The 14,128-nt window shown below is 59.0% G+C and carries 10 protein-coding genes and 2 tRNA genes; 10 read left to right on the top strand and 2 right to left on the bottom strand.

Going from position 1 to position 14,128, the window contains the following annotated elements; all coding sequences use genetic code 11:
- The first annotated feature begins 372 nt into the window (after positions 1-372).
- The 9 genes from QFX05_RS00970 to QFX05_RS00930 all read left to right on the top strand — a co-directional run bounded on the left by QFX05_RS00970 (position 373) and on the right by QFX05_RS00930 (position 8,126).
- Positions 373-864 (top strand): ribose-5-phosphate isomerase, encoded by a 492-nt coding sequence (locus tag QFX05_RS00970; protein ID WP_070686549.1) that lies wholly within the window; start codon positions 373-375, stop codon positions 862-864.
- A 103-nt stretch (positions 865-967) separates the two neighbouring features.
- Positions 968-1,852, top strand: coding sequence for an Fpg/Nei family DNA glycosylase (locus tag QFX05_RS00965; RefSeq protein WP_279740151.1), 885 nt, complete (start codon positions 968-970; stop codon positions 1,850-1,852).
- Between the two features lie 73 nt (positions 1,853-1,925).
- Positions 1,926-1,999 (top strand) — tRNA-Gly (locus tag QFX05_RS00960).
- 291 nt (positions 2,000-2,290) lie between these two features.
- A tRNA-Pro gene (locus tag QFX05_RS00955) sits at positions 2,291-2,365 on the top strand.
- A gap of 109 nt (positions 2,366-2,474) precedes the next feature.
- Positions 2,475-3,776 (top strand): trigger factor, encoded by a 1,302-nt coding sequence (gene tig / locus QFX05_RS00950; protein ID WP_279740149.1) that lies wholly within the window; start codon positions 2,475-2,477, stop codon positions 3,774-3,776.
- Positions 3,777-4,079: 303 nt separating this feature from the next.
- Complete coding sequence (locus QFX05_RS00945; protein WP_005505718.1) at positions 4,080-4,733, top strand: ATP-dependent Clp protease proteolytic subunit; 654 nt, start codon at positions 4,080-4,082, stop codon at positions 4,731-4,733.
- A gap of 5 nt (positions 4,734-4,738) precedes the next feature.
- A complete protein-coding gene (locus QFX05_RS00940; protein ID WP_414628308.1) occupies positions 4,739-5,428 on the top strand; it encodes an ATP-dependent Clp protease proteolytic subunit in 690 nt (229 codons plus the stop codon).
- Between the two features lie 499 nt (positions 5,429-5,927).
- A complete protein-coding gene (gene clpX, locus QFX05_RS00935; protein WP_279740143.1) occupies positions 5,928-7,295 on the top strand; it encodes an ATP-dependent Clp protease ATP-binding subunit ClpX in 1,368 nt (455 codons plus the stop codon).
- A 189-nt stretch (positions 7,296-7,484) separates the two neighbouring features.
- Positions 7,485-8,126 (top strand): DsbA family oxidoreductase, encoded by a 642-nt coding sequence (locus tag QFX05_RS00930; protein WP_279740141.1) that lies wholly within the window; start codon positions 7,485-7,487, stop codon positions 8,124-8,126.
- Between the two features lie 133 nt (positions 8,127-8,259).
- Here the strand turns inward: QFX05_RS00930 and QFX05_RS00925 are convergent, their stop codons facing one another.
- A complete protein-coding gene (locus QFX05_RS00925) occupies positions 8,260-9,816 on the bottom strand; it encodes an LssY C-terminal domain-containing protein (RefSeq protein WP_279740138.1) in 1,557 nt (518 codons plus the stop codon).
- Positions 9,817-10,426: 610 nt separating this feature from the next.
- A complete protein-coding gene (gene valS / locus QFX05_RS00920; protein ID WP_279740136.1) occupies positions 10,427-13,159 on the bottom strand; it encodes a valine--tRNA ligase in 2,733 nt (910 codons plus the stop codon).
- Between the two features lie 552 nt (positions 13,160-13,711).
- Between valS and QFX05_RS00915 the strand changes: the two genes are divergently transcribed.
- Positions 13,712-14,026: a penicillin-binding protein gene (locus tag QFX05_RS00915; protein ID WP_279740135.1), complete on the top strand. Its 315-nt coding sequence runs from the start codon at positions 13,712-13,714 to the stop codon at positions 14,024-14,026.
- The last annotated feature ends 102 nt before the right edge of the window (positions 14,027-14,128 follow it).

Below are 14,128 nucleotides of genomic sequence, written 5' to 3'. Positions count from 1 at the left end.
CTCCCTCTCCTTAGATGTGAATAGCGTGCCGTGCTGGCACGCTCTGTCATGGTGTCCTGGTTCCCGAGGTGCGGCTCCTGCGACGCTGCATACGTAGTGCTGGAGGTTTTGAAACTCAGGCGCGGTGAATCGGGACACTCAAAGTGCCATATCCCACAGTCTACCGCATAGGCGGGGGTCTAGAAGGCATCCCATTACCCGAACCAACGCGAATTCGATACAGTTAAGACAGAAAAACCTAAACGGGGAAGCGCATCCCACCTGATGGATGCGCGGCGCACTCTAGCAACGGTGCTCAGAACTGAGAACCGGCGTCTCCCACGAACACACATTCGCACGTCACACCAAGACAAAATCACCAGGAGAGTACCCATGCGCGTACACATCGCAACCGACCACGCTGGCCTCGAACTGAGCCACTATCTGATCGAGTCCCTCACCGCTGCGGGCTACGAAATGATTGATCATGGCCCCGCCGACTACGACCCGCTGGATGACTACCCCTCGTTCTGTATTAACGCAGCCCTTGGCGTGAAGCGCGACCGCGAGGGCGGCCTGGACTCCCTGGGTATCGTGCTCGGCGGTAGCGGCAACGGCGAACAGATGGCTGCGAACAAGGTTGAGGGTATCCGTGCGGCTCTGGCATGGAACCATGACACCGCGGCACTGGCTCGCGAGCACAACAACGCACAGGTCGTTGCTGTGGGCGGCCGCCAGCACACCAAGGAAGAAGCACTGGAAATCATCAAGGTCTTCCTGGCTACCCCCTGGACCAACGAAGAGCGTCACGCACGCCGTATCGGTCAGCTGGCTGAGTACGAGCAGACCGGCGACATTGCCGGCAAGCAGATTGACGCTGCCTAAGCTCTAAAATCTGAGGCGTATAGTGCAGGCTATACGCCTCAGTTATTTCTGCACCCCATATAATCCACGCTATTTCTAACCAGCAAGTTTTCGAGGAGAACCCGTGCCCGAAGGCCACTCCATCCACCGTATCGCCCGCCAGATTAGCGACGTCTTCACCGGCGAGCACGTGCAGGTTTCCTCCCCGCAGGGCCGCTACGCTGAGGGTGCCGCCCTGCTGGACGGGCACACCATCACCGGTGCATACGCGCACGGTAAGCACCTGTTCGTGACTTTCGACAACGACCTGACCCTGAATGTGCATCTGGGTATTTACGGTAACTGGAGCTTCGGCGGAGACGAAACGTTCACGGGTGCTTCGAGCATCGGTGCGCCCCGCAAGATTGGCGAAAAAGAATACGCCGCGGGGGAGGGAGAGCCCTACGCCGGTCCTCCCGAGCCGAAGAGCACGGTGCGTTGCCGTATTGTTTCCGAACACGGCTGGGCGGATCTGGTGGGCCCGACTATCTGCCGCACCCTTACGCCGGATGAGGTTCGCACCGTCCGCTCTAAGCTTGGCCCCGACCCGCTCAACCCGGACGCCGACCCCGAACATTTCTACCGCGCCGCACGTAAGAGCTCCCGCCCGATCGGTGTGATTCTGATGGATCAGGCAGCAATCTCCGGCGTGGGCAATATCTTCCGCGCCGAATCGCTCTACCGCCAGGAAATTGACCCGCTACGCCCCGGCAAGAGCCTTAGCGACGAGGAGCTGAAGCGACTCTGGGAAGACAATAAGCATCTGCTGGTCATCGGCGTGCGCGTGGGTCGCATCATCACCACCGAACCCAAAGACCGCCCCGGCATACTCGAAACCGAAGCCTGGCCCGAGCACGCCAACTACGTGTACATGCACCACGGCGAGCCTTGCCGTCGCTGCGGAACCACCATCCGTATGGAAGAAATCGCCGGCCGCAAACTCTACTGGTGCCCCGGCTGCCAGGTCTAAAAACTACTCATACATTTGCTCATATATTTGACAGCCCAGATGGAACCTCGCTACTATAGTCAAGTTCCATTCCGGGGATGTAGCTTAATGGTAAAGCCTCAGTCTTCCAAACTGATTACGCGGGTTCGATTCCCGTCATCCCCTCCACTTCAAAGGCTCCGGCGTAAGCACCGGGGCCTTTTTCGTTGCGGGATGACGGGAATCCCTTCCGCATGCGGATTTGTTTCCTCGCGCGCTCGGAATCCGCATGCTCCAGCTCGTCATCCCCTCACCGCGCATCCACACAAAACACCCTACAAAACCAAGGAAGACAGAAGAGTACGCGCTGAGTGGAAATAATTTGTGCACGAGCCGCTGTGTTGGGCATTTAGCAGGAAAACAGGTAAACTAGAGCACTGATTGTGTTATGCATGTATATGTTTAGCATGGTCAGTTTCACGGGGCGTGGCGTAGCTTGGCTAACGCGCCTGCTTTGGGAGCAGGAGATCGCAGGTTCGAATCCTGTCGCCCCGACGTGAAACGAGCGCCGCGACATCGTATCGTGTCGCGGCGCTCTTTCCAGTAAGCAACCGCGGCACACACGATTCGTGCCGCACCGAAACGATATGAGGAGATCACGGACGTGAAGACCGCCGTCGAGAAGCTCAACCCGACCCTCGCAAAGATTGAGGTCGAGGTTCCCTTCGCAGAATTCAAGCCCTACCTGGACCGCACCTACAAGAACCTCGCAGGCCAGATCAGCGTTCCCGGCTTCCGCAAGGGTAAGCTGCCCAAGCAGCTCATCGAGCAGCGTGCGGGCTTCGACTACATCGTCGAGGCATCCCTGAACGACGCTCTGAACGACTACTACGCACAGGCACTGGGCGAGAACGAACTCTCCCCCCTGGCACAGCCCGAGCTGGACGTTCAGTCCCAGCCCTCCACCGAGAACCGTGAGGCAGACGTCAAGCTGACCATTACCGTCACCGTCCGCCCCGAAATCGAGCTGCCCAACTACGAGGGCCTCGAGATTGAGGTTGACGAGGTAGAGGTCACCGCTGAGGACGAGGTTCAGGCACTGGACGCTCTGCGTGAGCGCTTCGGCACGCTGAAGACCGTTGAGCGCCCCGCAGCTGACAAGGACTTCGTGACCATCGACATCACCGCAGAAATCGACGGCGAGCAGGTAGACGCAGCAAACGACCTGTCCTACCAGATCGGTTCCGGTACCATGCTTGACGGCATCGACGAGGCTCTGACCGGCCTGTCTGCTGGCGAGGACGCAACCTTCGAGACCAAGCTCTCCGGTGGCGAGCACGCAGGCGAGCAGGCAGTCATCAAGGTCAAGCTCTCGGCAGTTAAGGAGCGCGAGCTGCCCGCAGCTGACGACGAGTTCGCACAGCTGGCTTCCGAGTTCGACACCATCGACGAGCTGAAGGAAGACATCAAGAAGCAGGTTGCAGAAGCTAAGGTTGCCGAGCAGGGCACCCAGGCACGCGACAAGGTCCTCGCAAAGCTCGTTGAGCTCGTTGAGATCCCCGTCCCCGAGAAGGTTATCGAAGACCAGCTCGAGCAGCACTTCAACAGCCCCAACGCTGAAGCAGCTCACGATACCGAGGAGCACCGCGCCGAGGTTCGCGAGAACACCGAGACCGCATTCAAGAACGAGATGGTTCTCGACGCTGTTGCGGACAAGGAAGAAGTGACCGTTGACCAGGCTGAGATGATCAACTACATCATCACCATGAGCTCCCAGTACGGCATGGACCCCAACCAGTTCGCACAGATGCTGGATGGCTCCGGCCAGGCTGGCGCACTGGTCGGCGAGGTTCGCCGCTCCAAGGCTCTGGCAACTGTGCTGAAGACCGCAGTGGTCAAGGACACCAAGGGCAACGTTGTTGACCTGTCCAAGTACCTGGGTGAGGGCGAAGAGGCAGCTGCCTAAATCCCGCCATGGTCTGCAAGAAGCCACCCCGCTAGAGGGCGTGAGCTGATTGGTTGAAACGTGTAGCCTCAGCGGGCATCCACCGAGTTACCGGTTGGGTGCCCGCTGAGGCTCTTTTCACCCCCCAATCTATTCCACCCCAAGTTTTTGCCTATGCTTCACCCCCTGGCGAACGAACAACGTGCAGAGAAGCGGGGGAGAGCAACTATCGGTAAGGTAGTAGCAACGAAACTTTTCGCGTGCGCTCCGGCGCGTAAATCGCGCAAAGACGCAGCGAAGACCCATTAGAGAAGAAGAGGAAGAATGTCCAGCTACATGCCTCTGCCCATCGGCGCCTCCCAGGCAGCCGGCGTGGCGCCCGCGCCGTCTATGGCAACCCCCATCGTTGGTGCCCAGGAAGATTACGTCTACAACAGCCTCCTGAAGGAGCGTATTATCTGGCTCGGCTCCGAGGTGCGCGACTCCAACGCTAACCTCATCTGCTCCCAGATGCTGCTGCTCTCGGCTGAAGACCCCGAGGCAGACATCTACCTGTACATCAACTCTCCCGGCGGTTCTGTAACCGCCGGCATGGCTATCTACGACACCATGCAGCTCATCCCGAACGACGTGGTGACCGTGGTGACCGGTATGGCAGCATCCATGGGTCAGTTCCTGCTCACTGCAGGCACCATCGGCAAGCGCTACGCAACCCCGAACGCCCGCATCCTCATGCACCAGCCCCTCGGTGGCATTGGCGGTACCGCATCGGATATCCGCACCCAGGCTGAGCTGATTCTGGACATGAAGAAGCGCCTGGCAGAGATCACCGCTGAGCGCACCGGCAAGAGCCTGGAAACCATCCTGAAGGATAACGACCGCGACAACTGGTTCAACGCGGAAGAAGGCCTGGAATACGGCTTCTTCGACCACATTGCCACCACCGCCGGTAAGCTGCCCGAATCGAAGAACGCATAAGGGAGATGCACATGAACTACCTGCCGAACGATATCACCACCTCGGCGCCGGCTATGCCGAGCAACCGCTATGTGCTCCCCAGCTTCGAGGAGCGCACCCCCTATGGTTACAAGCGTCAGGACCCGTACGCAAAGCTGTTCGAGGACCGCATCATCTTCCTGGGCACCCAGGTGGATGACGCATCCGCTGACGACATCATGGCTCAGCTGCTGGTGCTGGAGGCACAGGACCCCGAGCGTGACATCACCCTGTACATCAACTCGCCCGGCGGCTCCTTCACCGCAATGACCGCCATCTACGACACCATGCAGTTCATCCGCCCCGAAATCCAGACCGTGTGCCTGGGCCAGGCGGCATCCGCTGCGGCGGTTCTGCTGGCTGCCGGTACCCCCGGCAAGCGTCTGGCACTGCCGAACGCTCGCGTGCTGATTCACCAGCCCGCGCTGAGCGGCCAGCAGGGCGGTCAGGCATCTGACATTGAGATTCACGCAAACGAGGTTATGCGTATGCGTGAGTGGACTGCACAGACCCTGGCACTGCACTCGGGCAAGACCTACGAGGAAGTTGACCTATCCATTGAGCGTGACAACATTCTGACTGCGGCTGCTGCCCTGGAGTACGGCCTGGTCGATAAGGTGCTGGAGTCTCGTAAGCTACGTAAGCCTGCGACCAACACCGCTATTTCCCACACCTAAACTTTAGTTTTGAGGAATATCCCCGAGCATTTTTTAGGGGAGGGGCGGCATCGTGCCGTGTGCGAGCCTTCGGGCTGGTGCGCGGTGTGGTGCCGCCCTTTTTGTGTCCGCTGATTTGTGCCCGCCGGGTGGGGTGCGGCGAGATCAGCTGATAGGTGGCGTTGGCCTGCGCTTTCTTGTAAGGTTTTGCGATCTGCCAGGCTTTAGCCTCTGCCGGGTTGTCGCGTCACATGCCGGAGTATCAGCCCCCGGCGCCGTCATAAAAGACGCGCTTTGTCATATGCCCGGTAAGTCCGTGCATTTGCGGTGCGTAATTCTTGGTTCCGGGGTGAACTCCGGTAGCCTTAGAGAAGGAGAAAATTCGAGTATTTCATACCGTTTTCTCACTCAAACTAAGGCACCCACTACCCGCCGGTGCACCTCCTGAGAAATCACCGCAGATATCAGGTCACCGACCCTTCTGTACCGATTTCACCACGCCGATTGAAAGGGAATTTTCGTGGCCACAGACATCATTGTGCCTCCCGAACAGCCCAACGCCAGCATGCGATGCTCATTCTGCAAGAAGACTCGCGCGCAGGTTTTCAAGATTGTGCTCGGCCCGAACGTTTCCATCTGCGACGAATGCGTGGAGCTGTGCGAAGAGATTCTCGCGGAAGAGCGTCTGAAAGTCAAAGCCCCCGCAGCTGCCCCCGCGGCTCAGCTGGCTACTCCGCGCGAAATTTACAGCTACCTCAACGACTACGTCATCGGTCAGGACGCGGCGAAACGCACCCTGGCGGTGGCGGTGTACAACCACTACAAGCGCATCCACGATATTGATAACCCAGTACTGACTTCCCGCATTCTTTCGGCGACCGCGGGGGAGCAGGTGGAGCTGGGCAAGTCGAATATTCTGATGCTCGGCCCGACCGGTTGCGGTAAAACCTACCTGGCGGCAACCCTGGCGAAGAAGCTGGATGTGCCCTTCGCCCTGGTCGACGCAACCACTCTCACCGAGGCGGGCTACGTGGGTGACGACGTGGAGAACATTCTGCTGCGCCTCATTAACGCTGCTGACGGTGATATTGCCAAGGCTCAGCGCGGCATTATTTATATTGACGAGATCGACAAGATTGCCCGCAAGGGTGGCGAGAACCTCTCCATCACCCGTGACGTGTCCGGTGAAGGCGTGCAGCAGGCGCTGCTGAAGATTATTGAGGGCACCGTGGCGACCGTACCGCCGGAGGGCGGACGCAAGCATCCCGCGCACGCAAACATTGAGATTGATACCTCAAACATTCTCTTCATCGTGGCTGGTGCCTTCGACAATATTGACGACCGCATCGCAGCCCGCGTGGGTGCCGGCGGTATCGGTTTCGGTGCTGAACTGGGCGGTTCCGTGAAGAACCCGCTGGACCAGATCATGCCCGAGGACCTGGCGCACTACGGCATCATCCCCGAGCTGATTGGCCGTCTGCCGGTTATCTCGACCCTGAGCGAGCTCAATGAAGAAGAGCTGGCTCGCGTGCTGACCGAACCGAAGAACGCACTGCTCAAGCAGTACCGTCACCTCTTCGCCCTGGACGGAGTAGAACTCATCATCGATGACGCAGCAGTCGAGGCTATTGCGCGCCTCGCTGCCGAGCGCGGTACTGGTGCCCGCGGCCTGCGTTCCATGATGGAGCAGATTCTGCAGCCGATTATGTTTGACATCCCGGACCGTACCGATGTGGTATCTATCGTCATTGGTGAGGACACCGTGCTCAACGGCACGGAACCCCGCTACGTGCTACAGGCGCCCGACCCTGAAGCCGAGGCCACCCGCACCGTGAAGGGGGGAGCGAAGACCGCCTCCCTGAAAGATGCGGACCGTCAGGCAGCATAACCGAATACTTCCAGCCGATAAGGCTAGGGAATAAAGAAGCCGTCGCCCTGGTTGTATGGGGTGACGGCTCACTAGCAGGTACCGCTCTCATTCACATGTCCTGAAGAGCATATGTTGAAGAGCATGTACCCAAGAATAAGCGCCGGCTCATAGAAGCGGCTGGCGTAATCATATGAGAGAGGAACACTCATGGCTGAGAACGCACCCGCACAGGTTGATTTTTGGTTTGACCCGATTTGCCCCTGGTGCTGGATTACCTCCCGTTGGATTGGTGAGGTGCAGAAGGTCCGCAACGTTGAGGTGACCTGGCGCCCCTTCTCCCTGTCCATGCACAACCAGGGTCGCGAGCTGCCCGCTGACTACCAGACAATGATGGACCAGTCCTGGGCGCCGACCCGCCTTATCACTGCTGTGCGGGAGCTGCACGGCAACAAGGTCATCAAGCCCCTCTACGACGCTCTGGGTGAGCAGATTCACCACAATAGCAACAAGGCTGATTCCTACCGCGACGCAATCGTCAAGGCACTGGAGGAGGTCAACCTGCCCGTAGAGCTGGCAGATGTCGCCTTCACCGATCAGTACGATGAGCAGATGCGCGCTTCCTTGAACCTGGCGCTGGAGACCGTGGGCGGCACCGATGTTGGTGTTCCGCTGATCTCTATCAACGGCACCGCTTTCTTCGGCCCGGTCATCTCCCCGAGCCCTGCCGGTGAAGAGGCAGGTAAGCTCTTCGACGGCGCCCTGGCGCTGGCTTCCTACCCCGGCTTCTTTGAGCTCAAGCGCCCCCGTAACGTGGGCCCGATTTTCCACGGCGAAATCGGCGAAGCCTAAGAATCCTGCACTGCGCTGAGGCTCGTTAGAGTCTGCGGCTGCAGAGCATAAAAGTACCGCCCGGTTACTGACCGGGCGGTACTTTTCTATTCACTATGTTGCCCTGAAGCGTACAATCCCTGAAGCGTGCACTCTACGCGCGGTGAGTGCGGCTTGCAGAGGTACCCCTGCGAGCCTTCTGCGTTTTCTGTGCCTTGTGCTGAGCCCTGTGCTCGAGCACCTTCGGGTGCGTTGCGCGCTGCACGATCTTCGTATCACGCATATGGAAGGTGCGGGTTGCCGTGTACTGGACTGCCGCGTCCGAGGTGAAAGCTAGCATCGCGAACACGGCAACGCCCAACTGGAAGAAAATCGTGGACAGCATTAGGGACTGGCGCCCCAACAGCACGCCGCCGGTAATCGCCGTGAAGTTCAGAGCCGTTAATAGTAGAGCCAGTCGGCGAGCCTTCGACGAGCCTCGCAAGGTGCTCCACAGCAGGAACAGGTGCACCGCCGAATAAATCGCTACGAAACCAACCAGCACCGTACTGGTAATGGTCAGCAGTACGTCGCTATCCATCTGATCGAAAAGGCTTAACAACTCAACATCGTTGCCGGAGCCTTCCTCCAGCAACTTGGCGCGCATTGCCGGGCGGCTGAGCGCCAGAATGATGCTATTGATAATGTCTGCGAGCGTCACGGCGATGAGCATACCCGAGCCGACCAGCAGACTCAGCGGCATGCGGTACGCCAGGTCGTGTGCGCTGGAGAGGTGAATTTCTTCCTGCTCCTGCGGCTCCAGGCCCTCGTTGTTCAGCACGATGACCGGGAGCGCGCCGTCCGTGCGGATTGCGTCACCGCCACCGTTACGGGCGTGGTACCCGGAGGAAAAATCGTGCAGAATCTCAACGTGAGTTTCCGGGTGAGCGTACTGAATGGACTCCACAATGTAGTCGCGTTCAAAGTCGGTTTCAGCGTCAATGCGGTGCGTGACCTGCAGGGTGAAGAAGCTGAAACCCACGCCGGAGTCGTACGTGCCCGCTGCCAACCAATCCACCTGGTGACCGCCCGGCAGCAACCAGCCGTCCGGGGTTTTCCAGAAGCGCACATGGTGGCGTTTCTCGGGGTTGCCGTCCACTTCCTTCTGATAGGCGAAAGCCTGTGTCTTGCCAAAAATTTTCAGCGGGGAGACGGGTGCCTCCGCGTAGGAGCGGCGGGTGATGGTGGAAAGAATAATCTTCCAGGAAGAGACGAGGGTAACGTCGTCAGCGCGAGTCCAGCCGGCGTCCTGCATGACCTGGTGAATCTGCTCCTCGGTACCAATCAGACCGATATTGACCGGGTCACCAAGCAGGCCGTCCGGGGTGCGGGTACGGCCAATAAAGTAGTCGGGTACGTAGATGCGGGTCATGATGGCGTGAAAACGCGGTAGCGTCAGGTATGCGGTGACCGCCCAGAAAATGAAGGCGATGGGGAAACCCCAAAAAGAGTGGCCGACAGTATTCGCCAGAATCATGAAGGTCAGTACGAGAGCCGCGATGCCTGCGAAGATGAAGAACAGAATATCCCAGAAATTGACCCACAAGCTGCGCGGGACGAGGTCTTGAGCTGAGCCGCGTGTGTCAATATCGCCACGGTAGACCGGTGGAGAGGTAACTGGGGGAGCAACGTCACTACGTATAGGCCGCAGGACGCGTTTTTGGTGGGGCATTCCCGCCCTTTCTGCAAAACATAGTTAGGGTCTTTGAATACCCATAACTATAGCAAGGGACGGGTTGTGTGAAGTATGCATTCCGGGCAGGGCTTAATTGCTTGGCTCGATTGCCCCGCCCCAGAAAAACGCGGTACCAACGCGAAAGTGCTAGTGTTGCCGCACGAAAGAGAATATGGGGTGGCCCTACTTGGGGGGGGCTTAATCTCAACCGCGGCACGTGCGGCGGTGATGGAGCTTTCGTGGTGCAGCATATCGCAGTTTTCGCGCATGAAGCGCACCCACTTGCGGGTCAGGCCTCAAGCTGCTGAGCGCTCAAAGAACCGGAGGCGATGCTCGCCTCATCGGTGGCGGCGCTGGTGGAGATGTGTTGATGCCAGAGCTCATACACTTCGTTGGTGTAGCTGGCGTGTAGAGCCTGGGCAGACTTATGCGTCTGCCGAAGTTGAATATTCCATGGTCTAACGGACCTAAACCCAACCCCAGAAAATAGAAAACTAACATACAGAGGCACAGAAGACGGGGCAGTACCGTCAATCGGTACCGCCCCGTCTTCAACGCTCAAACAGCGTCATAAATTTAAACGAAGAACGCTTAAAATTTGGCGAAATTACTCAGCTGCTTCTTCCACAACGAGCATAACATCGCGAACCTCCAGCTCGCCCTCAGCCGCCACCAGAGACAGCTCACGAGCGTTACCGGCAGCCTTCAAGTCAGCCATGCCAGCGGCAATGCGATTCAGCTGAGCTTGAGGAGCCGCAATAGTTGCGGACTCAACCTCGGTGCGCTGCTTAACCTTCGCGTCGCTCTTAGCCTTGCGCAGGCCACCCAGAGCCTCAGCAACATCCGGCAGGATCTGCTTCAGCGACTCAATCTGAGCCGGGTCAGCATCCGCCAGGACCCACTGGGCAGAAATGCCGGCAGTCGGGTTCTGTGCAGAGTACTCAGCCAGCAGGGTACCTTCCAGAATGGGCAGTGCCTGCGGCCACTCGGCGCGGTGCACGCTACCTGCACGCCACCAGGACCAAATCTCTTCGGTCACGAACGGCAGGAAGGGCGCGAACAAGCGCAGCAGAGCATCCAGGGTGGTTGCCAGCGCAGCCAGAACAGAAGCCTGCTCCTCCTCGCCGCGAGCACCGTACGCACGGTCCTTAACCAGCTCAACGAAGTCGTCGGTGAAGGACCAGAAGAAGCTCTCGCAAATCTGCAGGGCACGAGCGTACTCGTACTTCTCGAATGCGGCGGTTGCTTCCTCAATCAGGTACGCCAAGCGAGCCAGCAGGGAACGGTCCAGAGCGTTGATCAGCACACGACCCTGAGCCTGAGAAGTAATCACGGACTTCTCGGTAGCGCCCAGGTTCAGCACGAACTTGGATGCGTTCAGCAGCTTGATAGCAAGACGGCGGCCAATCTTCATCTGGCCTTCGTCGTAGGCGGTGTCAGCACCCAGGCGAGCGGAAGCAGCCCAGTAGCGTACAGCGTCCGAACCGTACTTCTCCAGAACCTCGTTCGGGACCACAACGTTGCCCTTAGACTTGGACATCTTCTTGCGGTCCGGGTCAAGGATCCATCCGGAAAGCGCGGTGTTGTACCAGGGTACGGAGGAAGCCAGGGTCTCCGCGCGAACAGCGGTGGAGAACAGCCAGGTACGGATAATGTCGTGACCCTGCGGGCGCAGATCCATGGGGAAGGTCTTCGCATGCAGGTCCGGGTTCACGCCCCAGCCGGTCGCAATCTGCGGGGTCAGGGAGGAAGTAGCCCAGGTGTCCAGAACGTCCGGGTCAGCGATGAAGCCACCCGCTACGCCGCGCTGGTCCTCGGTGTAACCGGGAGCAGCCTGAGATGCGGGGTCAACCGGCAGCATCTCTTCGGTCGGCAGAATCGGGTTCTCGTAGTCCGGCTCGCCCTCAGCGTCCAGCGGGTACCAGACGGGGAAGGGAACGCCGAAGAAACGCTGGCGAGAAATCAGCCAGTCGCCGTTCAGACCCTCAACCCAGTTCTCGTAGCGGCTACGCATGAAGGAGGGGAACCAGTTCATCTCACGGCCGCGCTCAATAAGCTTCTCGCGGCGTGCCGCGTCACGGCCACCGTTGCGGATGTACCACTGACGGGAAGCAACGATTTCGAGGGGCTTGTCACCCTTCTCGTAGAACTTCACGGGGTGGGTAATCGGCTTGGGGTCGCCGTCCATTTCGCCAGCCTCAGCCAGCATCTCCACGACGGTCTTCTGCGCGGTGAAGACAGTGGTGCCTGCCATGCGTTCGTAGCGCTCGCGACCCTCGGCGGAGGTAATCCACTCGGGGGTTTCACGGGAGAAACGGCCATCGCGACCGATGAGGGCGCGGGTGTCCAGCTGCAGTTCACGCCACCAGGTGACGTCGGTGGTGTCACCGAAGGTACAGATCATGGCGATACCGGCACCCTTATCCGGCTGTGCCAGCGGGTGCGCCTTGATCTCGACCTCAACGCCAAACAGCGGGGAGGTGACGGTGGTGCCGAACAGCGGCTTGTAACGCTCATCGTTCGGGTGTGCCACGAGAGCCACACAGGAGGGCAGCAGCTCGGGGCGGGTGGTCTCAATCCAGACCTTCTCACCGTTGGGGCGGTGGAAGCTGATGCGATGGTACGCGCCGGGGCGTTCCTTGTCTTCTAGCTCAGCCTGTGCCACTGCGGTGCGGAATGTGACGTCCCACATGGTCGGTGCTTCTGCCATGTAGGCGTTGCCTGCTTCCAGATCCTTCAGGAAGGCGAGCTGGGAGACCTTGCGGGAGTGCGCGTCGATGGTGCGGTAGGTGCGCGACCAGTCAACGGACAGACCCAGGGTGGTGAAGAGGTTTTCGAAGACCTTCTCGTCTTCAACCGCGAGCTCTTCGCAGAGTTCAATGAAGTTGTTGCGGGAGATACGCGGCCACTTTGCCTGGCTGCGGTCAGGCTTGGGGGTACCGTCTGCCTTCCAAGTGATCAGGTCACGGAAGGAGTCGTTGTCTGCCACCGAGGGGTCGCAGAGAACGCCGTAGTAGTTCTGAACACGGCGTTCGGTGGGCAGGCCGTTGTCATCCCAGCCGAGCGGGTAGAACACGTTCTTGCCGGTCATGCGCTGGTATCGTGCAATGACGTCGGTCTGGGTGTAGGAGAACATGTGACCCACGTGCAGGGAGCCAGATGCGGTCGGCGGCGGGGTGTCAATGGAGTAGACCTGTTCGCGAGTGGTGTTCTCGTCGAATGCGTAGGTTTTCTCGTCGGTCCAGCGCTGCGAGAGCTTCTCTTCGAGGCCTTCCAGGGCGGGGCGGTCGGGAACGTTAATCTGTACGGGCGAGTCTGAGCCCAAAATGTTTTCAGCCATAACGGCTATTTTCTCATATTCACGGCATTCTCTCAGCTCCAGGGGAATTCCGCGCTGTGCTGTGCTGTTCGTACCGCTCGATGGCGGCTTCTAGACGCGCCAGGAGGTGCCGGTACCGGCGCGCAAATTGTGCCCTGCGTGCTGCGGCACGTATCCCGCTGGAGGCGGCGAGTTCTTGCCAACTGGCGGGGTCGAGGTAGCTCTGCCCGAGTAGCAGGTGAACCTCAGAACTGTAGGGGGTTCCGGTGGCGGCACGGATGCTGTGTGCTCTCTGCTGTAGGGTGCGGCGTTGCTCGTGTAGCGCGGTGATGCGCTCGTGCGGTATTGCTGTCATGGAAGTTCCCTATATGAGGAGTAACCGGTATGAGGAGTAACCGGGGATTCAACGGTAAACTCAGCGGAAAATGGCGAGGGGGAGAGAACCCCCTATTATCTGTCCTTGATTACCAGCAGTGTAGGCGCGAAAATCTTGAGTATCAACAGCTGGTGAATCCTTCTCAGTAGCGCGGAGGCGGCGTAGACTGAAAGTACATGACCTTCGAGGAGTTGCCAATGAGTTCTCTGAGTATTTTTGGTTTGGGTACGCCTGAAACTGTTTTGCTGATACTGCACCTGGTGCTGGTTGCGTTGTGCGTCTGGCATTTGACTGTGTGTAGCGGTTACGGTGAGGCGCGTATGCGTTTCGTACTGCCTCTGATTGTGTTCATGCCCGGTGCCGCGATTCTTTATCTGATGTCGGCGCGTGAAGGTACAGTCCCTCCGGACACCATCAGGACCGGTAGTAGCTCGCCCGTCTATTTTGAGCACCGCCTTGGGTTCCGTGACGGCGGCAGGAGCCGTTGGGGGTTGCCTCGCCGCCGCAAGTAGTAGGTGTGACAGTGCCTGTACCGTTCGTCCTGAATAGTGGCATTGTAGGCATCTATCTCGCTATCGAACATTTCAAAATATATGCCCGCGGGTCTGCTCGAA

This window comes from Rothia similimucilaginosa (assembly GCF_029850875.1).
Taxonomy (GTDB): Bacteria; Actinomycetota; Actinomycetes; order Actinomycetales; family Micrococcaceae; genus Rothia.
This window is presented reverse-complemented; position numbering and strand designations above follow the sequence as displayed.

Coding starts and splice junctions, on each gene's coding strand:
- QFX05_RS00970 (WP_070686549.1), top strand. CDS start 373: ATGCGCGTACACATCGCAACCGACCACGCTGGCCTCGAACTGAGCCAC.
- QFX05_RS00945 (WP_005505718.1), top strand. CDS start 4,080: ATGTCCAGCTACATGCCTCTGCCCATCGGCGCCTCCCAGGCAGCCGGC.
- QFX05_RS00940 (WP_414628308.1), top strand. CDS start 4,739: ATGCACATGAACTACCTGCCGAACGATATCACCACCTCGGCGCCGGCT.
- QFX05_RS00930 (WP_279740141.1), top strand. CDS start 7,485: ATGGCTGAGAACGCACCCGCACAGGTTGATTTTTGGTTTGACCCGATT.
- QFX05_RS00925 (WP_279740138.1), bottom strand. CDS start 9,816: ATGCCCCACCAAAAACGCGTCCTGCGGCCTATACGTAGTGACGTTGCT.
- valS (WP_279740136.1), bottom strand. CDS start 13,159: ATGGCTGAAAACATTTTGGGCTCAGACTCGCCCGTACAGATTAACGTT.
- QFX05_RS00915 (WP_279740135.1), top strand. CDS start 13,712: ATGAGTTCTCTGAGTATTTTTGGTTTGGGTACGCCTGAAACTGTTTTG.